15 protein-coding genes and 1 tRNA gene are annotated in these 25,925 nt (G+C 64.1%); all 16 read left to right on the plus strand.

Annotated features, from left to right (window positions below):
- Positions 1-46: 46 nt before the first annotated feature.
- The 16 genes from hflK (at position 47) to GGQ90_RS01050 (ending at position 25,914) form a co-directional block, all read left to right on the plus strand.
- Complete coding sequence (gene hflK, locus GGQ90_RS00975) at positions 47-1,174, plus strand: FtsH protease activity modulator HflK (protein WP_188080396.1); 1,128 nt, start codon at positions 47-49, stop codon at positions 1,172-1,174.
- Entirely contained in the window at positions 1,171-2,010 is an 840-nt protein-coding gene (hflC, locus tag GGQ90_RS00980; RefSeq protein ID WP_188080397.1) for an SPFH domain-containing protein, read from the plus strand. Before hflK ends, hflC begins: the two co-directional genes overlap by 4 nt.
- A gap of 128 nt (positions 2,011-2,138) precedes the next feature.
- Complete coding sequence (locus GGQ90_RS00985) at positions 2,139-3,647, plus strand: Do family serine endopeptidase (protein WP_188080398.1); 1,509 nt, start codon at positions 2,139-2,141, stop codon at positions 3,645-3,647.
- Between the two features lie 220 nt (positions 3,648-3,867).
- Positions 3,868-5,499 carry a helicase HerA-like domain-containing protein gene (locus tag GGQ90_RS00990; protein ID WP_188080399.1) on the plus strand — a complete coding sequence of 544 codons (1,632 nt, stop codon included), beginning with the start codon at positions 3,868-3,870 and terminating at the stop codon, positions 5,497-5,499.
- A 71-nt stretch (positions 5,500-5,570) separates the two neighbouring features.
- Positions 5,571-6,875 carry an MFS transporter gene (locus GGQ90_RS00995; protein WP_188080400.1) on the plus strand — a complete coding sequence of 435 codons (1,305 nt, stop codon included), beginning with the start codon at positions 5,571-5,573 and terminating at the stop codon, positions 6,873-6,875.
- The gene (gene cysK, locus GGQ90_RS01000; protein ID WP_188080401.1) at positions 6,872-7,789 is read left to right on the plus strand and encodes a cysteine synthase A; all 918 of its coding nucleotides are present in this window, start codon (positions 6,872-6,874) and stop codon (positions 7,787-7,789) included. The genes GGQ90_RS00995 and cysK overlap by 4 nt, the downstream gene beginning before the upstream one ends.
- Positions 7,790-7,808: 19 nt before the next feature.
- Positions 7,809-9,194, plus strand: coding sequence for a cell wall hydrolase (locus GGQ90_RS01005; protein ID WP_188080402.1), 1,386 nt, complete (start codon positions 7,809-7,811; stop codon positions 9,192-9,194).
- Positions 9,195-9,266: 72 nt separating this feature from the next.
- Entirely contained in the window at positions 9,267-10,610 is a 1,344-nt protein-coding gene (locus GGQ90_RS01010; protein ID WP_188080403.1) for an aminotransferase class V-fold PLP-dependent enzyme, read from the plus strand.
- A gap of 303 nt (positions 10,611-10,913) precedes the next feature.
- Positions 10,914-15,071 (plus strand): DNA-directed RNA polymerase subunit beta, encoded by a 4,158-nt coding sequence (rpoB, locus tag GGQ90_RS01015; protein WP_188080404.1) that lies wholly within the window; start codon positions 10,914-10,916, stop codon positions 15,069-15,071.
- A 78-nt stretch (positions 15,072-15,149) separates the two neighbouring features.
- Positions 15,150-19,406, plus strand: a complete 4,257-nt coding sequence (gene rpoC / locus GGQ90_RS01020; RefSeq protein WP_188080405.1) for a DNA-directed RNA polymerase subunit beta' — start codon at positions 15,150-15,152, stop codon at positions 19,404-19,406.
- 28 nt (positions 19,407-19,434) lie between these two features.
- Complete coding sequence (locus GGQ90_RS01025; protein ID WP_188080406.1) at positions 19,435-19,608, plus strand: hypothetical protein; 174 nt, start codon at positions 19,435-19,437, stop codon at positions 19,606-19,608.
- A 48-nt stretch (positions 19,609-19,656) separates the two neighbouring features.
- Positions 19,657-19,730 (plus strand) — tRNA-Gln (locus GGQ90_RS01030).
- 50 nt (positions 19,731-19,780) lie between these two features.
- The gene (locus GGQ90_RS01035; protein ID WP_380767079.1) at positions 19,781-20,431 is read left to right on the plus strand and encodes a TetR/AcrR family transcriptional regulator; all 651 of its coding nucleotides are present in this window, start codon (positions 19,781-19,783) and stop codon (positions 20,429-20,431) included.
- A gap of 503 nt (positions 20,432-20,934) precedes the next feature.
- The gene (locus GGQ90_RS01040) at positions 20,935-21,345 is read left to right on the plus strand and encodes a hypothetical protein (protein WP_188080407.1); all 411 of its coding nucleotides are present in this window, start codon (positions 20,935-20,937) and stop codon (positions 21,343-21,345) included.
- 3 nt (positions 21,346-21,348) lie between these two features.
- A complete protein-coding gene (locus GGQ90_RS01045) occupies positions 21,349-22,611 on the plus strand; it encodes an efflux RND transporter periplasmic adaptor subunit (RefSeq protein WP_188080408.1) in 1,263 nt (420 codons plus the stop codon).
- A 114-nt stretch (positions 22,612-22,725) separates the two neighbouring features.
- Positions 22,726-25,914 (plus strand): efflux RND transporter permease subunit, encoded by a 3,189-nt coding sequence (locus GGQ90_RS01050; RefSeq protein WP_188080409.1) that lies wholly within the window; start codon positions 22,726-22,728, stop codon positions 25,912-25,914.
- Positions 25,915-25,925: the final 11 nt, after the last annotated feature.

The following is a 25,925-nucleotide window of genomic DNA, read 5'->3' on the forward strand; positions in this document are numbered from 1 at the left end:
GTTAAGGGCACTGTTTTTCGCGTGCAGCCGTTCCTATAGAGATGACATGAGCAGACTATTCGGGTGGATGCCCGGCATCGTGAGCGCCATGGCCCAGGGCCCCTGGGGCGGCAAAGGTGACGGGCCTGAGGGCAATGACGGACCAGGCAAGAGCGGGGGCAGCGATGGTGGCCCCCGCAATCCCTGGACCCAGCCCGGCAAGCCGGGCGGCAGCAAATCCCCCTCCGCGATCGAGGAACTGCTGCGCAAGAGCCGCGAGAGCTTCGGCCAGGGCGGCGGCTTTGGCGGCCTGCCGCCGCGTGCCAGCGGCAAGGCGTTGTGGCCGATCGCCGTCGGCATCCTTGTGATATTGTGGCTGGTGCTGACCAGTTTCCATAGGGTCGGTCCCCAGGAACGCGGCGTCGTGACGCTGCTCGGCAAATATAGCCGCACCCTGTCGCCCGGCATCAGCCTGACCCTGCCCGCCCCGTTCGAGGCGGTTCGCACGGTCGATGTCGAGGAAATTCGCACGATTGATATCGGCTCGGCCAGCGCGGAGAGCGAGAATTTGGTGCTGACCGGCGACCAGAATATCGTGGACCTCGCTTATTCGGTGCGCTGGAACATCCGTAATCCCGAACTCTACCTGTTCCAGTTGGCCGACCCGGACGCGTCGATCCGCGAAGTCGCCGAGAGCGCCATGCGTTCGGTCGTCGCCAGCGTCAGCCTGGACGATGCGCTGGGCGCCGGCCGCAGTGAGATCGAGCAGCAGGTCGAACAGCGGATGCAGGAAATTCTTGACGGCTATCGCTCCGGCATTCGCGTCCAGGGCGTCGCAATCAAGCAGGCCGATCCGCCGGCCGCAGTCAACGACGCCTTCAAGGAAGTGTCTGCCGCGCAGCAGACTGCCCAGACCTACCTCAACGAGGCGCGCGCCGCAGCCCAGCAGGTGACGGCCAAGGCGCAGGGCGAGGCAGCCGCCTTCGACAAGGTCTATGAACAATATCGGCTGGCGCCCGACGTGACCCGCCGGCGCATGTATTACGAAACCATGGAGGGTGTCCTGTCCACCGTCGACAAGACGATCGTCGAAAGCGGCAACGTCACCCCCTACCTGCCCCTGCCCGAACTCAAGCGCCGGGCGCAGGCGGCAACGCCCCAGTCGGGTGCCAACGCGACGGAGGACGGCCAGTGAGCCTGCGCAACCCCATCGCCCTCGCCATCGCGGCGATCATCCTGCTGATCCTGGTCGGCAGCGTCGTCACCATCGTGCCGGAAACCCGGCAGGGCGTGATCGTCCGCTTCGGCGAGCCCAAGCAGATCATCAATCGGTATCGCCCGAACGAGGATTTCGGCAAGACCGGCGCCGGCGTCATCCTGCGTGTGCCTTTCTTCGACCAGATCGTCTGGATCGACAAGCGCGTGCTCTCGGTCGAGATGGAGCGCCAGCAGGTGCTGTCGACCGACCAGTTGCGCCTGCAGGTCGACGCCTTTGCCCGCTATCGCATCGTTGATCCGCTGCGCATGTATATTTCGGCCGGCAGCGAGGAGAAGGTGTCGGATGCGCTGCGCCCGATCCTGGGTTCGGCGCTGCGCAACGAATTGGGCAAGCGGCCCTTCGCGGCCCTGCTCAGCCCCGAACGTGGCCAGGTGATGCAGAATATCGAGGCCGGGCTTGACCGGGTCGCCCGCCAATATGGCGCCGAGATCGTCGACGTGCGGATCAAGCGCGCCGACCTGCCCGACGGCACGCCGCTCGAAAGCGCGTTCACCCGCATGAGTACGGCGCGCAAGCAGGAAGCGTTGACGATCCGTGCCCAGGGCCTGAAGCAGGCGCAGATCATCCGCGCAGAAGCCGACGCCAATGCCGCCCGCATCTATGCCGAAAGCTTTGGCAAGGACGCAAATTTCTACGATTTCTATCGTGCCATGCAGGCCTATCGCTACACCTTTGCCCCGGATCGTCCGGGCGGCACGACGATGGTATTGTCGAAGGACAATGAGTTCCTGAAGCAGTTCCAGGGCCGCTAATCGGCAGGCTTCGGGATCATTACGGAACCAGTGTCATTCAATATCGGTTAAGGCAGGGCGGCGCATCGAAAGACTCCCCGAGAGTCCCGCCCTTCCCGCTCCCGAATTTCTGAAGAGGACCGTCACGAGTGCGTTACGCTTATGCCATCACCGGCGCCCTGCTGCTCGGCGGCACCGCCATCGCCGTCACGACCAGTTCCAATGTCGGCGCACAGACCGCGCAAAATGAGGGCTTGCAGGCCGCAGCCCCCGCCGGCGCGCCGGCGAGCCTGGCCGACATGGTCGAAAAGCTGCAGCCGGCCGTAGTCAATATCTCGACCAAGCAGCGCGTCACCGTGCAGAATCCCTTTGCCGGCACGCCCTTTGGCGACCTGTTCGGCCAGGGTGGCGGCGCCAAGCCGCAAACCCGCCAGGCCCAATCGCTCGGCTCGGGCTTCCTGATCTCGGCCGATGGCTATATCGTCACCAACAATCACGTCGTGTCGGCCGGTGCCGAAGGCGCGAGCGTCGACAGCATCACCGTCACGCTGACCAACAAGGAAGAATATCCCGCCAAGCTGATCGGCCGCGACCCGGCGACCGACTTGGCCGTGCTGAAGATCGACGCGAAGAAGCCCATGCCCTTCGTCAAGTTCGGTGACAGCACCAAGGCGCGCGTGGGTGACTGGGTCGTTGCGATCGGCAACCCCTTCGCCCTGTCGGGCACCGTGACCGCAGGCATTATTTCCGCCGTGCATCGCGGCACCGGCGGCACCTATGACAAGTTCATCCAGACCGACGCATCGATCAACCAGGGCAATAGCGGTGGCCCGATGTTCGACATGCGCGGCAATGTGATCGGCATCAACAGCCAGATCCTGTCGCCCTCGGGCGGCAATGTCGGCATCGGCTTCGCCATCCCATCCGAACAGGCAGCGCCGATCGTCGAAACGCTGCGGCAGGGCCAGAGCATCAAGCGCGGCTATCTGGGCGTGCAGATCAGCCCGCTGGGCGAGGACATGGCGGATTCGCTCGGCCTGGCCAAGAATCGCGGCGAGTTCGTGCAGGGCGTCGAACCCGGCAAGGGCGCGGAGAAGGCCGGTATCAAGGCGGGCGACGTGATCGTCAGCGTCGCCGGTCAGGAAGTGACCCCGGACCAGAATCTGTCGTCGATCGTCGCCAACAGCAAGATCGGGGCGAGCGTGCCGATTGTGCTGCTGCGCAACGGCCAGCGCATGACCCTGAATGCGATCGTGGGCGAACGCCCGAGCGAAGACGAACTCAACAATTTCGCTCAGCCGCAGGATGATGATTTCAGCCAGCAGGGCGAGCAAGGCAGCGACACCCAGGCGGCCCAGAAGTCGCTGGGCATCTCCGCCATCCCGCTGACCCCCAGCATCACCCGCCAGTTGGGTGTTGCCGGCGACACCCGCGGCATCGTCATCACCGCCGTCGACGGGTCGACCGATGCCGGCGCCAAGGGCCTGCGTCGCGGCGACGTGATCCTGTCGGCCAACAACCGCCCGGTCCTGACCCAGGCGGACCTGGACGCACAGGTGAAGGCCGTGTCGGCCCAGGGCCGCAACGCCATCCTGCTGCAGGTGCTGCGTCGCGGCCAGGCGCCCTTGTTCCTGCCCATCCGCCTGCGCGACAAATGATGACAAGCTGCTATGATGCTTACGCATCAGCAGCTTGAAACGCTCAAACGCCGCGCGGGCTATATCGAAGTTCAACGAAGTAAGTTCGTCTAACTTCGATAAAAGCAGCGAAAGCGACAATCGTTACGGGCCGCGCTTGCCGGATTGCCTGCCTCCCTTCTAAGAAGGAGCGGACAGTCCGGCGGGCGCGGCCCGACCCGTTTTTGAGGAGCATAAGCCCATGAGCGACGGCATCTTCCTTGGTCTGGGCGCGCCCGAAAAGGACGGCGGCATCCCCCAGTATCTGAACCTGCGCCGGGCCAATCGCCATGGTCTGATCGCCGGCGCGACCGGCACCGGCAAGACTGTGACATTGCAGGGCATCGCCGAAAGCTTCTCGGCGCTCGGCGTCCCCGTGTTCGTGGCCGATGTGAAGGGTGACCTGTCGGGCATTGCCATGGCCGGATCGCCGACGGCCAAAAATGCCGACAAGCTGGTATCGCGCGCCAAGGAAATCGGCATCACTGATTACAGCTATGCCGACAATCCCGCGATCTTCTGGGATCTCTATGGCGAACAGGGTCACGCGATCCGCACCACGGTCAGCGAGATGGGACCGTTGCTGCTGGCCCGGCTGATGGGCCTCAACGACACGCAGGAAGGCGTGCTCAACATCGCCTTCAAATATGCCGACGAGGAAGGGCTGCTGCTGCTCGACCTGGGCGACCTCCAGGCCATGCTCGCCTATTGCGCGGAGCATGCCGACATGCTCTCGGCCCGCTTCGGCAATGTGACCAAGGCCAGCGTCGGCGCGATCCAGCGCCAATTGCTCCAGCTCGAAACCCAGGGCGGGGACCATTTCTTCGGCGAACCCGCGCTCGACATCCACGACTTCCTGAAGGTCAACGACAAGGGGCGTGGCTATGTGAATATCCTCGCCGCCGACAAGCTGATGCAGAGCCCCAAGCTCTATGCCACCTTCCTGCTCTGGCTACTGAGCGAATTGTTCGAGACTCTACCCGAGGTCGGCGACCCGGAAAAGCCGGTGCTGGTCTTCTTCTTCGACGAAGCCCATCTGCTGTTCGACGACGCGCCGGCCGCATTGCAGGACAAGATCGAGCAGGTCGTGCGCCTGATCCGCTCCAAGGGCGTCGGCGTCTATTTCGTGACGCAGAATCCGATCGATATCCCTGAAGCCATCGCCGGCCAGCTCGGCAACCGGGTACAGCATGCGCTACGCGCCTTCACCCCCCGCGACCAGAAGGCGATCAAGGCAGCGGCGGATACCTTCCGCATCAACCCCGATCTCGACATCGAGACCGCGATCACCGAACTCAAGACCGGCGAAGCGTTGGTGTCGCTGTTGCAGGAGGATGGTGCACCCGGTGTAGTCCAGCGCACATTGATCGCCCCGCCCCGATCGCGGCTTGGCCCGGTCGATGCCAAAGAGCGCGCGATCATCCAGTCGATTTCGCCCTGCGAGGGCAAATATGACACCGCGGTCGACCGCGAATCCGCCGAAGAAATTCTGGCCGCGCGCGGCGAGGCGGCCGCTGCCTCTGCCCAGGCCGCCAAGGCCAAGGCGGAAGCCGACAGGGCTGCCGCTGCCCAGGCCAAAGTCGAAGCCAAGCAGCGCGAACAGGAATTGAAGGAACAGGCCCGACGCGACGCTGCCGCCGCGCGCGAGGCCGCCAAGCCCAGCAGCCTGGACAAGGCCGTCCAGTCGGCGACCCGTTCAGCGGCGTCCTCGGTCGGACGTCAGGTCGCCAATGAACTGGGGCGCGCCGTGTTCGGTGGATCGAGCCGCAAGTCCTCGAACGGCGGCATCGCCGGCCAATTGGTGCGCGGCATATTGGGCAGCCTGTTCAAATAAGGATGGAAAGGGGCCGGTCGATTATGTCCGGCCCGTTGCTATCCGCCACGGGATAAGGCTAGAGCGCAGCCATGTCTTCCTCTGCAGCCGCGCCCCATCCGCTCCATTTCGGCAATTTTCGCGCCTATCTGGTCGGCCGTTTCTGCGCCACGCTGGCGCAATACAGCATGATGATCCTGCTGGCCTGGCAGGCCTATAATGTCGCGCGGGAGACGATGAGCACGGGCGAGGCATCGGCGCAGTTGGGCCTCATCGGCCTGGCGCAGTTCCTGCCGCTCTTCTTCCTGACGCCGGTGACCGGATGGGTGGCCGATCATTTCGACCGGCGGATCATCACCCGGCTGACGCTCGCGCTGCTGATGCTCGCCGCAGCCGTGCTGGCCTTTGCCACCTACGAGGGCTGGGTCAGCCTGCCGCTGATCTTCGGCATTGCGGTCATCGTCGGCATCGCCCGCGCCTTCAACGGCCCGGCCTATGGGGCATTGGCGCCCAATCTGGTGCCGCCCGCAGTGCTGCCGACCGCGATCGCACTGTCGTCGGTCGCCTGGCAGACGGGCGATATCCTCGGCAAGGCGGTGGGCGGCTATGCCTATGCGATCGAGCCCTGGGCCGCCTATGCGCTGTCGGCGACGCTGTTCGGGGTCGGCCTGATCTCGATGATGATGATCGGCCCGGTGCCCCAGCCGCCGCGCCAGCGGGGCCGCCATCCGATCCGCCAGATGATCGACGGCGTCACTTATCTCAAGGGCAACCGGCTGGTGCTGGCGACCATCACGCTGGACCTGTTCGCGGTGCTTCTGGCCGGCGCGACCGCGCTGCTGCCCGTCTATGCCCGCGATATCCTGCATGTCGGGTCGACCGGCTATGGCCATCTGGCGATCGCGCCGGGGATCGGCGCAGCGCTGACCGCGCTCTGGTTCTCCTTCCGGCCGATGAAGACGCAGGTCGGCCTCAAGATGCTGGCCGCGGTCATCCTGTTCGGCCTGGCCACGATCGCCTTTGGCTGCACCGCCTTCCTGCCGCGCGACATCGCGGTGGAGGCCGGCATCGCCGCGCTGATCGTGCTGGGCGGCGCCGACATGGTGTCCGTGTTCGTGCGCCAGTCGCTGGTGCAGATTCACACGCCCGATGCGATGCGCGGCCGGGTCTCCAGCCTGTCGCAACTGACCATTTCCGCCTCCAACGAACTGGGTGAAGCGGAATCGGGCTTCCTTGCCGCGTTGGTTGGGCCTATCGCTGCGATCATCGGGGGTGGCGTCGGCGCCATTCTCATCACGATATTCTGGGCGCGGCTCTTTCCCGAACTGCGCCTTGCACGCACTTTCGACCCACCCGACTTAAGGGAGGCGGACCCCAGCCAGGAGAAGGCGATATGAAAGCTGCCACTATTCTCGAAACCATCGGCAATACCCCCCATGTCCGGGTCAACCGGCTGTTCGGGGACGCTGAAGTGTGGATCAAGTCGGAACGGTCGAACCCCGGCGGATCGATCAAGGACCGCATCGCGCTAGCCATGATCGAGGCGGCCGAAGCATCGGGCGACCTGAAGCCGGGCGGCACGATCATCGAGCCGACATCGGGCAATACCGGCGTGGGCCTGGCCATGGTCGCGGCGGTGAAGGGCTACAAGCTGATCCTGGTCATGCCCGAAAGCATGTCGATCGAGCGCCGCCGGCTGATGCTGGCCTATGGCGCCAGTTTCGACCTGACCCCGCGCGAGAAGGGCATGAAGGGCGCGATCGAACGGGCGCTGGAACTGGTATCGCAGACCCCCGACAGCTGGATGCCGCAGCAGTTCGAAAATCCCGCCAATGTCGACGTGCATGTTCGCACCACGGCACAGGAAATCATCGCCGATTTCGCTGACGCGCCGATCGACGTGCTGATCAGCGGCGTGGGAACCGGCGGCCATATCACCGGCACCGCCGAAGTGCTGAAAAAGCAGTGGCCGAACCTGAAAGTCTATGCGGTCGAACCCACCCTGTCGCCGGTCATCAGCGGCGGCCAGCCCGGCCCGCACCCGATCCAGGGCATCGGCGCCGGCTTCATCCCGGCAAACCTGCACACCCAGATACTCGACGGCGTGATCCAGGTCGATCCGGCCGATGCCAAGGATTATGCCCGCCGTGCCGCGAGCGAAGAAGGCATGCTCGTCGGCATCTCGTCGGGCGCCACCCTCGCCGCGATCGCGCAGAAGCTGAAGGAACTGCCTGCCGGCAGCCGCGTTCTGGGCTTCAATTATGACACCGGCGAACGCTATCTTTCGGTGCCCGACTTCCTGCCCGAATAAGCGGATCAGAGCATAGGGCATGATCGACGGCACTTCCCCCGTTCAGCCACATCGCGCGATGTGGCTGATATGGCTGCTGCTGTTCGTCGGTCTGCCCATGGCGGTGGCCGGCTGGGAAAGCCGGCCACGCGCTGGCGACGCGGCCATTCAACGTGACAGACTGACCACCCTTGCCGCCGCGCGGATGCGGCGTCCGGCTATTCCCCCGCCAGCCGTCGAGCCGGTCGAAGTCTTTGCGCTCGGCCCCGATCAGGCCCGTGACCTCAACGCCAAAATCCCTTTCTCGCGCGATCCCAATCCGTCGGCCCGGCCGTTCCTGTTCCGCGGGTCGGAGACCGACCTGGCCCGTGCCACCGACTGCCTGGCAGCGGCCCAGCTTTATGAGGCAGGCGACGATGCCATTGGCGAGCAGGCGGTGGCGCAGGTCGTGCTTAATCGGGTGCGGCACCCCGCCTTCCCCAAGACGGTCTGCGGTGTCGTATTCCAGGGGCAGGAACGCACCACAGGTTGCCAATTCACCTTCTCGTGCGACGGTGCGCTGGCGCGCGCACCATCCGTCACCGCGTGGGAACGGGCAAGGGAGATTGCGCACGGGGCTCTCGCCGGCAAGGTGTTCAAGGCCGTCGGCTATGCCACCCACTATCACACCGACTGGGTCGTGCCCTATTGGAGCGGCAGCCTGGACAAGATCACCGCGGTCGGCACACACCTGTTCTTCCGCTGGCGCGGCTGGTGGGGCACGCCGCCCGCCTTCCGCCTGGGCGAAGCGGGCAGCGAGCCGCTGATCGCCCGCATCGCCCGCCTGTCCGCCGCGCATCAGGGCCTGCCGGGCAGCGGCCTTCCGGGCATGCCGCCGGTGCTGGCGACCGAAGCCGCCGCCGCGCTGGCCGCCAGGCCGGAACGCGTCATCGGATCGGACTCGCTGGGCAAGACGATCGGCGGCGTCCGGCTGATCGCGATCGCACCGGGCGGGCGCAGTTTCCTGGTCGAGCTGAATCGCAGCAGCCCGCCGGAGAGCTGGCCCGCGCTGGCCGAGACCTTCTGTGCCGGCCGGCCCGAATGCCGGATCATGGGCTGGCGCGGCGGCGCCGTCCCCACCGGCCTGCCGCTCAACGACGCCCAGCTTGAGGCGATGAGCTTCGCCTATATCCATTATGTCGGCAACGGACTGCAGCGCGCGCTCTGGAATTGCAGCCAGTTCCCCCGCCCGACCAAAGCCGAATGCATGCGCCAGCGCGTACCGACTGTCACGCCAGCGCCGCCACCAGCCGCAGTCATCGCGCCCTCGCTGGATGGGGTGCGGCGCAAGGAGCGGTTCGAGACGGTCAAGATTGCCCCGACCCCGCCTGCCGCGCCACCGATCGTGACACCGAAGGTGACACCCGTCACGCCATCCGGCTCCTGACGCAGACGACGCTGGCGGATTTCGCGCGCGATTACGTTATGGTATAAAATCACGACATTCTTCGGGGGCAAGATGGTTACGCGACGGGGCTTTATCGGACGGGCGGGCGGCGCGCTGGGTGTCACTTTCGGTGTCGGCCTGGCGGCGGACGGCGCGGCTGCGGCCACGGCCGGGCCGTCGGATGACTGGCCCGACGAGGCGCCCTTCCGCTTCTCGGGCGACATGGTCGATTTCGAGGGTGCCCAGCGTGCGTTGCTGCCGCTCTATGATGTCAAACGGAATTTCGCGACCTTCGACGCAGCCTATTATGGCGCGATGACCCGGCCGGTGGCGGCGAGCTATCGCGCCTATTCGCAATGGGTGAACCGCAACAATTCGCTGTTCCTGCGCAATGCCGCGCCCGGCCATCCGCGCGACGCCGAACTGGACCGATCGCGCGCGGCGGTGGCCAAACTGCTCGGCGCGCAGACCGAGGAGATTGCGCTGTCGGGTGGCGGCACCGAGGCGCTTTATGCGCTGATCGCCAATTATGCCCTGCTCAAGGCCGGCGATGCAGTGATCTATGCCGATGTCGATTATGACGAGATGCAATATGCCTGCGACTATCTGGAGCAAAGCCGCGGCGCCCGGATCGTCCGCTTCAGCCTGCCCGAGCCGCACACCGAAGCGAATATCCTGGCAGCCTATGACAGGATATTGAAGGACACGCCGCGCGCGAAGCTGCTGCTGCTCACCCATTTGTCCAACCGCAACGGGCTGGTGCCGCCGGTCAAGGCGATCGTCGCCATGGCCAAGACGCGGGGCGTCGACGTGATCCTGGACAGTGCCCAGGCGGTCGGCCACCTGCCCTTCACCGTGGACGACATCGGCGCCGACTTCATCGGTTTCTCGCTGCACAAATGGCTCGCCGCGCCGCTCGGCACCGGCGGCATCTATATTCGAAAGGCGCGCCTGCAGGATATTGCCCCCTGGCTTGGCAACCGCATCCATGGACCGGAGGATATTCGCGCCCGCATCCCGACCGGCACGGTCGATTTTGCAGCGCGCCTGAGCATTCCCCGCGCGATCGACGTGCAGGATGCGATCGGACTGGAGGCGAAATATCGCCATCTCGTCCGGCTGCGCGACTATTGGGTCGACCGGGTGCGCGACGTTCCGGGGCTGGAGATATTGCTACCGCAGGAGCCAGGCCGCTTTGGCGCGGTCACCGGCTTCCGTCTGCCCGGCATGAAGGGGCCGGACGGCGCCAAGCAGGCGGCCAAGCTGTTCCTCGACAAATACAGGTTGCTGGTGGTCGCCAAAGCCGGGCTGGCATCCGGGCCTGTTCTGCGCGTGACCCCAGCCCTGTTCAACAGCAGTGCCGAACTCGACCGGCTGGTCGCGGCGATCCGGGCGGAACGCGGCTTGTTTGCCTGACCCCCTTCACAAACCACGCCCATTTTCCTATATGGGTCATTCGAAATCGGCCTTGACCCATCCTCCCTGGATGGCATGGGCCGTCCCCCTTTTCGCTCGGGGACCGGTTCGTATGGCGCACGAAACCGGCGGAATTGGGCGTTTTTGGTGGGTAACAAGACGCTGGCAGTGCGGATCGGACAGTCCCGGCCCGCACTTTTTTGCGTGGAATATGGGGTGCGAATCACCCCCGATTCTGCCGCATCTCGACTGAATTTTCGCTGCAATGCGAAAAAACGCGACGAACAGACAGGCAGGAACCGCATGGCGACCAAGGCTCTCCCAACGATCAACACCGGCGCGAAGAAGCGCATCCGAAAGGTGTTCGGCGACATCCACGAAGTGGTGCAGATGCCGAACCTGATCGAAGTCCAGAGGGAGAGCTACGAACAATTCCTGCGCTCCAATCCGGCCATCGGCTATGTGTCGGGCCTGGAAAAGACCCTGCGCAGCGTCTTCCCGATCCGCGACTTCGCCGGCACCGCCGAAATGGACTTCGTCCATTATGAGCTGGAAGATCCGAAGTTCGACGTCGAGGAATGCCGTCAGCGTGGCATCACCTATGCCGCGCCGATGCGCGTCACCCTGCGCCTGATCGTGTTCGAGGTCGATGCCGACACCGAAACCCGTTCGGTCCTCGATATCAAGGAGCAGGACGTGTATATGGGCGACATGCCGCTCATGACGCAGAACGGCACCTTCATCGTCAACGGCACCGAGCGCGTCATCGTGTCGCAGATGCACCGTTCGCCGGGCGTCCTGTTCGACCATGACCGTGGCAAGACCCACTCGTCGGGCAAATATCTGTTCGCCGCGCGCGTCATTCCTTACCGTGGTTCGTGGCTCGACTTCGAATTCGACGCCAAGGACATCGTCAACGTGCGTATCGACCGCAAGCGCAAGCTGCCGGTCACCGCGCTGCTCTATGCGCTCGGCCTGACCGCTGAGGAAATCCTCGGCCAGTTCTACAACAAGGTCGTTTTCGTCCGTGGCGAAGGCGGCTGGCAGATCCCCTACACCGCCGAAGCCTGGCGCGGCCTGAAGCCCGCGTTCGACATCGTCGACGCCAAGTCGGGCGAAGTCGTGTTCGCCGCCGGTCACAAGATCAGCCCCCGTGCCGCCAACAAGGCGGAAAAGGATGGCCTGGCCACCCTGCTGATCCCGACCGAGGAAGTCTATGGCCGCTACAGCGCCTATGACCTGATCAACGAGAAGACCGGCGAAATCTACATCGAGGCCGGCGACGAAGTCAGCCCTGAAAACCTCGAAAAGCTGGACAAGGCGGGCATCGACCGCCTGGAACTGCTCGACATCGACCATGTCACCACCGGTCCGTGGATCCGCAACACGCTCAAGGCCGACAAGGCCGAAGAGCGCGACCAGGCCCTGAGCGACATCTATCGCGTCATGCGCCCCGGCGAACCGCCGACGAAGGAAACCGCCGAAGCGCTGTTCGCCGGCCTGTTCTTCGATCCGGAACGCTATGACCTGTCTGCGGTCGGCCGCGTGAAGATGAACATGCGCCTCGACCTCGATGCCGAGGACACGGTCACCACCCTGCGCGTCGAGGACATCCTGGCCGTCGTCAAGGAACTGGTGAACCTGAAGGACGGCAAGGGCGAGATCGACGATATCGACAATCTCGGCAACCGTCGCGTCCGCTCCGTCGGCGAACTGCTGGAAAACCAGTATCGTGTCGGCCTGCTGCGCATGGAACGTGCGGTCAAGGAACGCATGTCGTCCGTCGATGTGTCGACGGTGATGCCGAACGACCTGATCAACGCGAAGCCCGCCGTGGCCGCTGTGCGTGAATTCTTCGGTTCGTCGCAGCTGTCGCAGTTCATGGACCAGACCAATCCGCTGTCGGAAGTCACCCACAAGCGCCGCGTTTCGGCCCTTGGCCCGGGTGGTCTGACCCGTGAGCGCGCCGGCTTCGAAGTCCGCGACGTTCACCCGACCCACTATGGCCGTATCTGCCCGATCGAAACGCCCGAAGGCCCGAACATCGGTCTGATCAACTCGCTGGCCACCTTCAGCCGCGTCAACAAATATGGCTTCATCGAGACGCCATACCGCAAGGTGATCGACAGCAAGGTGACGAACGACGTCGTCTATCTGTCGGCGATGGAAGAAGCCAAGCACACGATCGCGCAGGCCAACGCCGAAGTGAACGCCGACGGCACCCTGGCGGAAGATCTGATCTCCGCCCGTGAAGCCGGCGAATTCCTGATGGCGCCCCGCGACAACATCACCCTGATGGACGTCAGCCCCAAGCAGCTGGTCTCGGTTGCCGCCTCGCTCATTCCATTCCTGGAAAATGACGACGCCAACCGCGCGCTCATGGGATCGAACATGCAGCGTCAGGCGGTGCCGCTTGTCCGTGCCGAGGCGCCGTTCGTCGGCACCGGCATGGAAGGCACCGTGGCTCGTGACTCGGGCGCGGCGATCGCCGCCAAGCGCGCCGGCATCATCGACCAGGTCGACGCGACCCGAATCGTGATCCGCGCCACCGGCGATGTCGAACCCGGCCAGTCGGGCGTCGACATCTACACGCTGCAGAAGTTCCAGCGCTCCAACCAGGACACCTGCATCAACCAGCGTCCGCTGGTGAAGGTCGGTGAACTGGTGCAGGCCGGCGAAGTCATCGCCGACGGCCCGTCGACCGAGTTCGGCGAGCTGGCGCTGGGCCGCAACGTGCTCGTCGCGTTCATGCCCTGGAACGGCTACAACTACGAAGACTCCATCCTGATCTCCGAGCGGATCGTGAAGGATGACGTCTTCACCTCGATCCATATCGAGGAGTTCGAGGTCATGGCCCGCGACACCAAGCTGGGTCCGGAAGACATCACCCGCGACATTCCCAACGTTGGCGAAGAAGCGCTGCGCAACCTCGACGAGGCTGGCATCGTCTACATCGGCGCCGAAGTGGAGCCGGGCGATATCCTGGTCGGCAAGATCACCCCCAAGGGTGAATCGCCGATGACCCCGGAAGAAAAGCTGCTCCGCGCGATCTTCGGTGAAAAGGCGAGCGACGTGCGCGACACCTCGCTCCGTCTGCCCCCGGGCGTTGCCGGCACGGTCGTGGAAGTCCGCGTGTTCAACCGTCACGGCATCGACAAGGACGAACGTGCCATGGCGATCGAGCGGGAGGAAATCGACCGTCTCGCCAAGGACCGTGAGGACGAACGCGGCATTCTGAACCGTGCGACCTTCAACCGTCTGCAGGAAATGCTGATCGGCCAGACCGCCACTGCCGCCCCCAAGGGCGTCAAGAAGGGCGTTGTGATCGACGAGGCTCTGCTGGGTGAAGTCGAACGTCACGAATGGTGGAAGTTCGCGGTCGAGGACGATGTCCGCCAGACCGGCATCGAAGCCGTCAAGGCGCAGTATGATGAAGCGGTGAAGCTGATCGTCGAGAAGTTCGAGGATCGCGTCGACAAGCTGCAGCGCGGCGACGAGCTGCCGCCGGGCGTGCTGAAGATGGTCAAGGTCTTCGTTGCGGTGAAGCGCAAGCTGCAGCCGGGCGACAAGATGGCCGGCCGTCACGGTAACAAGGGTATCATCAGCCGCATCCTGCCGGCCGAAGACATGCCCTTCCTGGAAGACGGCACTCCCGTCGACTTCGTGCTGAACCCGCTGGGCGTGCCGTCGCGCATGAACGTCGGTCAGATCTTCGAGACGCATCTGGGCTGGGCCGCACGCGGCCTGGGCGCCCAGATCGGCCAGGCTCTGGACACTTGGCGTGAAGCCAATCCGAACCCCGAGGCGGGCCAGCCCCCCGAGGCGGTGAAGGAACTGCTCAAGACGATCTATGGCGACAATTATGTCGCCGAAATCGAGGCCCGCAGCCCTGAGCAGATCGTCGAGCTGGCGCAGAATGTCCGTGGCGGTGTGCCGATGGCGACGCCGGTGTTCGACGGCGCCGTCGAATCCGACGTGTCGGCGATGCTGAAGCTGGCGGGTCTGGACGAGTCCGGCCAGGTCTCGCTCTATGACGGCCGTACCGGCGACGTGTTCGACCGCAAGGTGACCGTCGGCTACAAGTACGTCCTGAAGCTGCATCACCTTGTCGACGACAAGATCCACGCACGCTCCATCGGGCCGTACTCGCTTGTCACCCAGCAGCCGCTTGGTGGTAAGGCGCAGTTCGGTGGCCAGCGCTTCGGTGAAATGGAAGTGTGGGCGCTCCAGGCCTATGGCGCGGCCTACACGCTGCAGGAAATGCTGACGGTGAAGTCGGACGACGTGGTCGGCCGCACCAAGGTCTATGAGGCGATCGTCAAGGGTGACGACACGTTCGAGGCCGGCATCCCCGAAAGCTTCAACGTGCTTGTCAAGGAAATGCGCTCGCTGGGTCTCAACGTCGAACTCGCCGCGATGGACGAGGTCGACGACGAGGGCATCGCGACTGCGGCGGAATAAGGGTTCGCGGGCGCTGTTTCGGCAGCGCCCCTCCCCTGCCTTCGCCCGAGAATTACACCCTCTAGAGGGACTTGAGATATGAACGAACTGACCAACTTCGCGAACCCGGTCCAGAAGCCGGAAACCTTCGACCAGATCCAGATCGGCCTTGCCTCTCCCGAGCGCATCCGGTCCTGGTCCTTCGGCGAGATCAAGAAGCCGGAAACCATCAACTATCGCACGTTCAAGCCTGAGCGTGACGGCCTGTTCTGTGCCCGCATCTTCGGTCCGATCAAGGACTATGAATGCCTGTGCGGCAAGTACAAGCGCATGAAGTACAAGGGCATCGTCTGCGAAAAGTGCGGCGTGGAAGTGACCGTGTCGAAGGTCCGCCGCGAGCGCATGGGCCATATCGAACTGGCCGCCCCGGTCGCGCACATCTGGTTCCTCAAGTCGCTGCCCTCGCGCATCGGTCTGCTGCTCGACATGCAGCTCAAGCAGCTTGAGCGTGTCCTCTACTTCGAGAGCTATATCGTCACCGAGCCGGGTCTGACCCCGCTGGAGAAATATCATCTCCTGACCGAAGACGAACTGCTCGACGCCCAGGACGAATATGGCGAAGACGCCTTCTCGGCCGGCATCGGTGCCGAAGCCGTCAAGCAGATGCTGATGGATCTCGACCTGGAAGGCGAGAAGCAGGCGCTGCTGGACGAACTGGCCGTCACCAAGTCGGAACTGAAGCCCAAGAAGATCATCAAGCGCCTGAAGGTGGTTGAGAGCTTCCTGGAATCGGGCAACCGCCCCGAGTGGATGATCCTGGACGTTGTCCCCGTGATCCCGCCCGAACTGCGCCCGCTGGTACCGCTGGACGGTGGCCGCTTCGCGACGTCGGATCTCAACGATCTGTATCGCCGCGTCATCAACCGCAACAACCGCCTGAAGCGCCTGATGGAGCTGCGTGCGCCGGACATCATCGTCCGCAACGAAAAGCGCATGCTGCAGGAAGCCGTCGACGCCCTGTTCGACAATGGTCGCCGTGGCCGCGTCATCACCGGCGCCAACAAGCGTCCTCTGAAGTCGCTGTCCGACATGCTCAAGGGCAAGCAGGGCCGCTTCCGTCAGAACCTGCTCGGCAAGCGCGTCGACTATTCGGGTCGTTCGGTCATCGTGACCGGTCCGGAACTGAAGCTGCATCAGTGCGGCCTGCCCAAGAAGATGGCGCTCGAACTGTTCAAGCCGTTCATCTACGCGCGCCTCGATGCCAAGGGTCTGTCCATGACCCTGAAGCAGGCCAAGAAGTGGGTCGAGAAGGAGCGCAAGGAAGTCTGGGACATCCTCGACGAAGTCATTCGCGAGCACCCGGTCATGCTGAACCGCGCGCCGACGCTTCACCGTCTGGGCATCCAGGCGTTCGAACCCGTGCTGATCGAAGGCAAGGCGATCCAGCTTCACCCGCTGGTCTGCTCGGCCTTCAACGCCGACTTCGATGGTGACCAGATGGCCGTCCACGTGCCGCTCTCGCTGGAAGCCCAGCTGGAAGCGCGCGTGCTGATGATGTCGACCAACAACATCCTGTCGCCCGCCAACGGCAAGCCGATCATCGTTCCCTCGCAGGACATGGTCCTGGGTATCTATTACCTGTCGATGGAACGCGAAGGCGAGCCGGGCGAAGGCATGCTGTTGTCCGACATGCAGGAGGTCCACCAGGCCCTCTATGCCAAGGCGGTCACCCTGCATTCGAAGATCATCAGCCGCGTGCCGCAGACCGACGAAGCCGGTCAGCAGTATATGAAGCGCTTCGAAACGACCCCCGGCCGCATGCTGCTGGGCGAATGTCTGCCCAAGTCGCACAAGGTGCCCTTCGACGTCGTCAACCGCCTTCTGACCAAGAAGGAAATCGGGGACGTGATCGATCAGGTCTATCGTCACACTGGCCAGAAGGACACGGTGCTGTTCGCCGACGCGATCATGTCGCTGGGCTTCAAGCACGCGTTCCAGGCGGGCATCAGCTTCGGCAAGGACGACATGGTCATCCCCGACAGCAAGGTGACGATGGTCGACGAGACCAAGGCACTGGTGGCGGACTATGAGCAGCAGTATCAGGACGGTCTGATCACGCAGCAGGAAAAGTACAACAAGGTGATCGACGCCTGGAGCCGTTGCGGCGACCAGGTCGCGAACGCCATGATGGACGAAATCCGTGCCCAGCCCAAGGATCCCAAGACCGGTCGTCTGGCGCCGATCAACTCCATCTACATGATGGCGCATTCCGGTGCCCGTGGTTCGCAGGCGCAGATGAAGCAGCTGGCCGGTATGCGCGGCCTGATGGCCAAGCCTTCGGGCGAGATCATCGAAACGCCGATCATCTCGAACTTCAAGGAAGGTCTGACCGTCCTTGAATATTTCAACTCGACCCACGGCGCCCGTAAGGGCCTGGCCGACACTGCGCTCAAGACGGCAAATTCGGGTTACCTGACCCGCCGTCTGGTCGACGTGTCGCAGGACTGCACCATCGTCGAGGAAGATTGCGGCACCGAAAAGGCGCTGGAGATGAAGGCCATCGTTCAGGGTGGTTCGGTCATCGCCTCGCTGGGCGAACGTATTCTGGGCCGCACCACGGCGCAGGATATCGTCGACAGCAAGGATGGCACCGTCATCATCCCGATCGGCACCCTGCTGGACGAAGCCATGATCACCCAGATCGAGGCGATCGGCACGCAGGCGGTGAAGATCCGCAGCCCGCTGATCTGCGAAAGCCGGATGGGCGTTTGCGGCAAGTGCTACGGCCGCGACCTCGCCCGTGGTACGCCGGTGAACATCGGTGAAGCGGTCGGCGTCATCGCGGCACAGTCCATCGGTGAACCGGGCACGCAGCTTACCATGCGTACCTTCCACATCGGCGGCGCGGCGAACTTCAACGAAACGTCGAACCTGGAATCGATGTCGGACGGCACGATCGAACTGCGCGACATGCCGACCATCACCGACAAGAACGGCCGTCGCCTGTCGCTCGCCCGCAACGGCGAAGTCGCGATCATCGACAACGAGGGTCGCGAGCGCGAAACGCACCGCCTGCCTTATGGCGCCACCATCCTGTTCGCAGATGGCGATGCCGTGAAGAAAGGGGATCGCTTCGCCGAATGGGATCCCTTCACCATGCCGGTGATCACGGAAAAGCCGGGTATCGTTAAGTATGTCGACCTGATCGACAACAAGACGCTGACCGAACAGACCGACGAAGCCACCGGCATCGCCCAGCGCGTCGTGATCGAACATCGTGGTGCTGCCCGGACCAAGGAAGATCTGCGTCCGCGCCTGACCTTGATGGACGACGACAGCGGCGAAGCCGCCCGCTACATGCTGGCGGTGGGTGCAACCCTGTCGGTCGACGATGGTGCACAGGTTCAGGCCGGTGACGTGCTGGCGCGTGTCAGCCGTGAAGCGGCCAAGACCCGCGACATCACCGGTGGTCTGCCGCGCGTCGCCGAACTGTTCGAAGCCCGCAAGCCCAAGGACAATGCGATCATTGCCAAGGTCTCGGGCCGGGTCCAGTTCCTCAAGGATTACAAGGCGAAGCGCAAGATCGCCATCAATCCCGAGGATGGCGGCGAGCCGGTCGAATATCTGATCCCCAAGAGCAAGGTGATCGACGTTCAGGAAGGCGACTACGTCAAGCGTGGCGACAACCTGATCGGCGGTTCGCCCGACCCGCACGACATTCTGGAAGTGCTCGGCATCGAGCCGCTGGCCGAATATCTGGTCGCCGAAATCCAGGAAGTCTATCGCTTGCAGGGCGTGAAGATCAACGACAAGCACATCGAGACGATCGTTCGTCAGATGCTGCAGAAGGTCGAGATCATCGAGTCCGGCGACACCACCCTGCTGGTGGGCGAGCAGGTCGACCGCGAGGAAATGGACGAGATCAACAGCAAGCTGCAGCCGGGCTTCGCCCCGGCCGCCGGCAAGCCGGTGTTGCTCGGCATCACCAAGGCTTCGCTGCAGACCCGTTCGTTCATCTCGGCGGCGTCCTTCCAGGAAACCACCCGCGTCCTCACGGAAGCGGCGGTCCAGGGCAAGAAGGACACGCTGGTTGGCCTTAAGGAAAACGTCATCGTCGGCCGCCTGATCCCGGCCGGCACCGGTGCCGGCATGAACCGCCTGCGTGTTGCCGCCTCGTCGCGTGACGCGGCGATGCGCGCTGCGCTGCGCGCTTCCAGCCAGGTCGACCTGATCGCGCCGAAGAGCGCGGCCCAGGAACATGCGGCCGAACTGGCCCAGGGTCCGGAAGCCGCGATCGGCGACGATCCGCTGGGTGCCGTGCAGGGTGATGATTTCACCACGCAGGACATGGACTGACTTTGAAAAGGCAGGCGCCGCTTCCTAAATGGGAAGCGGCTCCCAGCCCGGTTTTGAAGAAGACCGACAGATTGCCCGCCGGATCAGCATTGATCCGGCGGGCTTTTCTTTGCCTGACGAAGGAAAGCGATCAGCCATAAGCACCGTCGGCCAATCCAAAAAACTGCAAGAAAAGCCGCATAAAGCGCTTGACCGACTCTAAAACCCCGCCTATCTGCGGCCTCCCAAGCGGGGCAAGCCCTGCTGATGATGCCCGATCCTCTAATGGTAAGAGAGCGGACTCTGACTCCGTCAATCAAGGTTCGAATCCTTGTCGGGCATCCAATTCTTCCGCATCACTGAAAAACTGGTTCTGTCATGGCACTGCACGCCCTATGGACGTAAGCAGCCATCATCCCTATATACCGGTCGGTATGGAAATCACGGCAACACAGAGCGGCAGGGGCCGCCCGAGGGAATTCGATCCCGAGGAAGCCCTGGCGGCTGCGCTTCAGGTCTTCTGGCGGCGCGGCTATGAAGGCGCATCGCTGGCGGAGCTGACCGAAGCGATGGGCATCACCAAGCCCAGCCTCTATGCCTGCTTCGGCAACAAGGAAGCCCTGTTCCGCAAGGCGTTGGACCTCTATGAGCGCGACAAGCTCTGCTATGTGAAGGCATCGCTCGAAGAACCCACCGCCAAGGCCGTCGCCGAACGCATGCTGCGTGGTTCGCTGGCAATCCAGACCGGCAATACCGATCCTCAGGGTTGCATGGGTGTCATCAGTTCGGTCGGTGGCACCGCCCATTCCGAATGCATCCGCGACGAAGTGCTGGCACGCCGTGCCTCTTCCGACCGCGCCCTGCTCGACAGGTTCGAGCGCGCACAGGCGGAAGGCGACCTGCCCACCGGAGTCGAGCCGCAGGCGCTCGCCTGCTACCTGTCGACCGTGATCCAGGGCATGGCCGTGCAGGCCGGCGCAGGCGTGCCGCGCGAGCGGCTGGAACAGTTGATCGACACCACCCTTACCATGTGGCCGAGCAAATAGAGCCCATTCCAAGCCGCCGGAATCACGCGCCGGCTCGGAGGCGAGGCCAGCGCCTCTAAAAGGTGGCACAACTAAAATCGAGAGGAGCCCGATCGATACAATCGGATATGCTCCGGCGATTTTATTTCGTTATCGCAGCGACGCCCCCTTGAAATTGACGCACTGCGAATAAAATACCTTCCGGTACAAAAAGACGGTTGACGGGATAGCCCTCGTTAATATATACCGCATGGTACACAATGATGCTGGGTGCGTAGCCCAGGGAGGTCATCATGCAGCAATTCAAACATCGGCGCTGTCGACGATAGCGTCATCTAAAAGGGGCGGTTTCCCGGTAACGGGCTCCTCCTGATTCACCATTTTTGCGCTCTCTTCGCGACGGTCCGTGCCGTTCGCGCTGCAAGAACGCATGCCCGCATCTTCGGGCGAGTATTTCGGGACGCGCGATGCGTTTTGCCGCGTGATGACATGCGCCCGATCCAGATTACAGGAAGGAAAAGGCCATGGCTTTCCTTGATTTCGCCCAGGCGCTTGCCGGCCCGCATATGGCCGTTGGCGCCGCCCGTAGCGCCCCCGCTCCGCACTTCGCGGCAGAAGCCTTGGCAGCCGATTTTTCTGCCCAGGAATGGCAGATCGTCGATCTCGCCCGTACCGATGGTTTGCGCTCGCTGCGCGGCCCCGGCCGCTTCGCCCGCCTGCGCAAGTGGATCTGGGGCGAGGAACATAGCCCGACCCTCGCCAGCGAACGGCTCGAAGCGTTGCGCCGCCTGGCCGTCGAGGCCTGGCACAAGGGCTATGCCGTTTCGCTGTCCGCCCTCGCCGCCTTCCGTGCGGCCGGCTTTTCCACCGCGCAGCTCGAACTGCTGCTCGCCACCATCAGCGCGGGCCGCACTGCCCGCGTCCCCCGGAGCTAATCCATGAACCAGTTCACCAAGATAACCGCCGACGGGTCCGCGTCGGACATCCATGCATCCCCCGGAAGCCGATGGTCGCGCAAGCATGGCGGCATTGCCGCCATCGCGCTCATCGCTCTGTTCGGCATCGGCTGGAAGCTGGTCGACCGCCCCTCGGCCCAGGCCGCAGCCACCCCGCTGGCGGCAGTCGGCGTTTCCGCGCCGCTCGCCCGCAGCGTGACGCAGTGGGATGACTATGTCGGCCGCTTCGCCCCCAGCCAGACGGTCGAGATCCGCCCCCGCGTATCGGGCGCGGTGACCGCCATCCACTTCCGCGACGGCGACTTCGTTCGTCAGGGGCAGTTGCTTTTCACCATCGACCAGCGCCCCTTCCAGGCCGCTCTGGCCGAGGCTCGGGCCAACGTCGCCTCCGCCCGCAGCGCGCTGCTGCTGGCGCAGAATGACTATGGCCGCGTCCAGCGGCTGACCGGCGACGAAGCCGTGTCGGCAAGCGAGGTGGATTCGCTCCGCTCGCGTCTGCAGGCGGCGCAGGCCGCTCTGGCCGGCGCGCAGGCCCGCGAACGCAGCCGGGCGCTGGATGTCGAGTTCACCCAGGTGCGTGCGCCGATTTCCGGCCGCGTATCGGATCGCCGCGTCGACGTCGGCAATCTGGTGTCGGGCGGAGAAGGCAGCACCGCGTCGCTGCTGACCACGGTCAACAAGCTCGACCCCATCTACTTCAACTTCGATGCATCCGAAGCGCTCTACCTCAAGTCGCAGCGCGACAAGGAGAATGGCGGCGCGGTGGAAGTGCGGTTGCAGGACGAGGCGGACTATAACCATCAGGGCCGTCTGGACTTCACCGACAATGGGCTTGATCCCCGTTCGGGCACGATCCGCATCCGCGCCGTGTTCGACAATCCGGGCAATTTCCTGACCCCCGGCCTGTTCGGCAATATGCGCCTGGCCAATGGCGGCAAGGCCAATGCCCTGCTGGTCCCCGACGAGGCGATCCAGTCCGACCAGGCACGCAAGACCGTGCTGGTGGTGGACAAGGATGACAGCGTCGCGGTGAAGCCGGTCGAGCTTGGCCCGATCGTCGACGGGCTGCGCATCATCCGCAGCGGCCTCGATCCCAAGGACCGCGTGGTCGTGAGCAACATCCAGGCGGCAATGCCCGGTGCCAAGGTCGCGGTGAAGCCGGCCCGGATCAGCCCGACCCCGGCGCCCGTCACCCCGGTCGACAGCGTCGCCCCGGTCGCCGCCCAGGCCACCTTCGCCCGGTAAGAACTGGCCCCACCCTTCACACGGGTGGGGCCAACCAAACGAAATTCCCTGCCCGTGATCCGGCCCCTGCCGGATCGCGCGGTATCCCTTTCGCCTTTCGCAAAGGACGATCCGATGCGTTTCTCCCGTTTCTTCATCGACCGGCCGATCTTTGCCGCCGTCATCGCGGTGGTCATCACCGTGGTCGGCGCGCTCGCCTTCGTCGGCCTGCCGGTGTCCCAATATCCCGACATCGTGCCCCCCACGGTCACGGTTTCCGCCCAATATCCCGGCGCGTCGGCCGAAACGGTCGCATCGACCGTGGCCGCGCCGATCGAACAGGAAATCAACGGCGTCGACGACATGCTTTACCAGAGCAGCCAGTCGACCGGCGACGGCAAGGTGGTCGTGACCGTCACCTTCAAGATCGGCACCGACCTGGATGCCGCACAGGTGCTGGTGCAGAACCGCGTCGCCGTCGCTATCCCGCGCCTGCCCGAGGAAGTGCAGCGACTGGGCGTCGTCACCCGCAAGACCACGCCGGAATTCCTGATGGTCGTGAATTTGCAGTCGCCCGACGGCACCTATGACCGCGACTATATCTCCAACTATGCCCTGACCCAGGTGCGCGACCGGCTGGCCCGGCTCGACGGCGTGGGCGACGTGCAACTGTTCGGTGCGCGCGACTATGCGATGCGCATCTGGATCGATCCCGATCGCGCCGCCGCGCTGGACCTGACCGCCGGCGAGATCGTCTCGGCGCTCCGGGCACAGAATGTCCAGGTGTCGGCCGGTTCGATCGGCCAGCCACCCTATGACCGGGGCGAAGCCTTCCAGCTTGGCGTCGAAATGCAGGGCCGCCTGACCACGCCCGATCAGTTTTCCGACATCGTCATCCGTTCCGATGCCGATGGCCACCAGGTGCGCGTGCGCGATGTCGCTCGCGTCGAGCTGGGCGCGCAGGATTATGGCACCAACACCTATCTCAGCAACAAGCCGACGGTCGTGATCGCGACGATGCAGCGCCCCGGCTCCAACGCGCTCGACGCCGCGGAGAAGGTCAAGGCGGAGATGGAGCAACTGTCCAAGCGCTTCCCCAAGGGCCTGGAATATAGCATCATCTACAACCCGACCGAATTCATCAGCCAGTCGATCGACGCCGTCTATCACACGCTGTTCGAAGCGGTGATACTGGTCGTGCTCGTCATCCTCATCTTCCTGCAGAACTGGCGCGCGGCGGTCATCCCGATCATCGCGATCCCGGTCTCGCTGATCGGCACGGCGACGATGCTGGCGGCGGTCGGCTATTCGCTCAACAACCTGTCGCTGTTCGGCCTGGTGCTGGCGATCGGCATCGTCGTCGACGACGCGATCGTCGTGGTCGAGAATGTCGAACGCAATATCGAAAATGGCATGAGCCCGCTGCAGGCGGCGCGCGTGTCGATGGACGAAGTGTCGACCGCGCTGATCGCGATCGTGCTGGTGCTGTGCGCCGTGTTCGTGCCGACCCTGTTCATCACCGGCATTTCCGGTGCCTTCTACCAGCAGTTCGCGGTCACCATCTCGACCGCGACGGTCATCTCGCTGATCCTTTCGCTCACCCTGTCGCCGGCTGCAGCCGCCCTGCTGCTGAAGCCCAAACATGGTGCCCCTGACCTCGACAATGCGCCACGCTGGCGCCAGGTCGCGGCCAAGGCAGCGGATCGGTTCAACCAGGGCTTTGATCGGATGAGCGCGGGCTATGCGCGCCTTACCCGTTTCCTTGTCGCCCGACCCAAGAAGATGCTGCTGACCTATGCCGGCCTGATCGCTGCCACCATCGCCCTGTTCTGGGTGACGCCCGGCGGCTTCATCCCGGCGCAGGACCAGGGTTATTTCCTGGCCGTCGTCCAGTTGCCCTCGGGTGCATCGCTGGAGCGCACCGACAAGGTGACGCGCGAGGTCGCGGCGAAGATCCTGCCGATCAAGGGCCTGCGCGGCGCGGTGATGTTCGCCGGCTTCCATGGTCCGTCGCAGACGCAGGCGCCCAACAGCGCGGCGATCTACTTCCCGTTCAAGAGCTTTGCCGAGCGCAAGGCGGAGGGCGCCACCTATGCCGGGATCATGGATCAGGCGAACAAGGCGGTCGCGGGCTATGACAAGGCGCGCATCCTGCTGGTGCCGCCGCCGCTGATCCAGGGCATCGGCTCGGCCGGTGGCTATCGCCTAATGCTGGAGGACCGGGAGGATCGCGGCTATGCGGAACTCAACAAGGTCGCTGGCGAGCTGATCGGCAAGGCCAATCAGAGCCCCAGCCTGGCGCAGGTCTATACCCTGTTCGACGTCGGCACCCCGCGCATCTTCGCGGATGTCGATCGCCGCAAGGCCGACCTGCTGGGCGTGCCGCCCGAGCGCGTGTTCGAAGCGATGCAGGTCTATCTTGGCTCTGCCTTCGTCAACGACTTCAATCTGCTTGGTCGCACCTATCGCGTGACTGCCCAGGCCGATGCCGATCATCGCGGCACCGTGGCTGATATCGCCAACCTGAAGACCCGGTCGAACAGCGGCCAGATGGTGCCGATCGGTTCGGTCTCCACCTTCCGCGACAAGACCGGCCCCTATCGCGTGGTCCGCTATAACCTGCTGCCCGCCGTGGAAATCGATGGCGACACGGCACCGGGCTATTCGTCGGGCCAGTCGCTGGCCACGATGGAGAAGCTCGCCGACGCGGCCCCTGCGGGTTATGCCAGCGAGTGGACCGGCGTTGCCTATCAGCAGATCAGTGCCGGCAATACCGCTGGCATCGTGTTCGGCATGGCGGTGTTCTTCGTCTTCCTGGTGCTGGCAGCGCAATATGAAAGCCTGACCCTGCCACTGGCGATCATCCTGATCGTGCCGATGTGCCTGTTCGCGGCCATGCTGGGCGTGAACCTGCGCGGGATGGACAATAATATCCTGACGCAGATCGGCCTGGTCGTGCTGATCGCCCTTGCCGCGAAGAACGCCATCCTGGTGGTCGAATTCGCCAAGCAGGCGGAAGAGGAACAGGGGCTGAGCCCGGTCGAAGCCGCCGTCCAGGCTGCCCAGACCCGTCTGCGCCCGATCCTGATGACCAGCTTCGCCTTCATCCTGGGGGCGGTGCCGCTGGTGATCGCCAGCGGGGCCGGTGCGGAACTGCGCCAGGCGCTGGGCACGGCGGTCTTCTTCGGCATGACCGGCGTGACGGCCTTCGGCCTGCTCTTCACCCCCACCTTCTATGTCGTGTGCCGTGCGCTGGGCGATCGCTTCGCCCGCCGCCGGCGCCCGGAGGCTGACGACGCTGCGACCTTGCAGCCGGCCGAATGAGGACAAAAGCC

The organism is Sphingobium scionense (genome assembly GCF_014197035.1).
In the GTDB taxonomy this organism is placed as follows: domain Bacteria; phylum Pseudomonadota; class Alphaproteobacteria; order Sphingomonadales; family Sphingomonadaceae; genus Sphingobium; species Sphingobium scionense.

What these genes read in the sequence shown, in the direction of transcription:
- hflK (WP_188080396.1), top strand. Translation starts at nt 47, where the DNA reads ATGAGCAGACTATTCGGGTGGATGCCCGGCATCGTGAGCGCCATGGCC.
- GGQ90_RS00990 (WP_188080399.1), top strand. Translation starts at nt 3,868, where the DNA reads ATGAGCGACGGCATCTTCCTTGGTCTGGGCGCGCCCGAAAAGGACGGC.
- GGQ90_RS00995 (WP_188080400.1), top strand. Translation starts at nt 5,571, where the DNA reads ATGTCTTCCTCTGCAGCCGCGCCCCATCCGCTCCATTTCGGCAATTTT.
- cysK (WP_188080401.1), top strand. Translation starts at nt 6,872, where the DNA reads ATGAAAGCTGCCACTATTCTCGAAACCATCGGCAATACCCCCCATGTC.
- GGQ90_RS01005 (WP_188080402.1), top strand. Translation starts at nt 7,809, where the DNA reads ATGATCGACGGCACTTCCCCCGTTCAGCCACATCGCGCGATGTGGCTG.
- GGQ90_RS01010 (WP_188080403.1), top strand. Translation starts at nt 9,267, where the DNA reads ATGGTTACGCGACGGGGCTTTATCGGACGGGCGGGCGGCGCGCTGGGT.
- rpoB (WP_188080404.1), top strand. Translation starts at nt 10,914, where the DNA reads ATGGCGACCAAGGCTCTCCCAACGATCAACACCGGCGCGAAGAAGCGC.
- rpoC (WP_188080405.1), top strand. Translation starts at nt 15,150, where the DNA reads ATGAACGAACTGACCAACTTCGCGAACCCGGTCCAGAAGCCGGAAACC.
- GGQ90_RS01025 (WP_188080406.1), top strand. Translation starts at nt 19,435, where the DNA reads ATGGGAAGCGGCTCCCAGCCCGGTTTTGAAGAAGACCGACAGATTGCC.
- GGQ90_RS01035 (WP_380767079.1), top strand. Translation starts at nt 19,781, where the DNA reads ATGGACGTAAGCAGCCATCATCCCTATATACCGGTCGGTATGGAAATC.
- GGQ90_RS01040 (WP_188080407.1), top strand. Translation starts at nt 20,935, where the DNA reads ATGGCTTTCCTTGATTTCGCCCAGGCGCTTGCCGGCCCGCATATGGCC.
- GGQ90_RS01045 (WP_188080408.1), top strand. Translation starts at nt 21,349, where the DNA reads ATGAACCAGTTCACCAAGATAACCGCCGACGGGTCCGCGTCGGACATC.
- GGQ90_RS01050 (WP_188080409.1), top strand. Translation starts at nt 22,726, where the DNA reads ATGCGTTTCTCCCGTTTCTTCATCGACCGGCCGATCTTTGCCGCCGTC.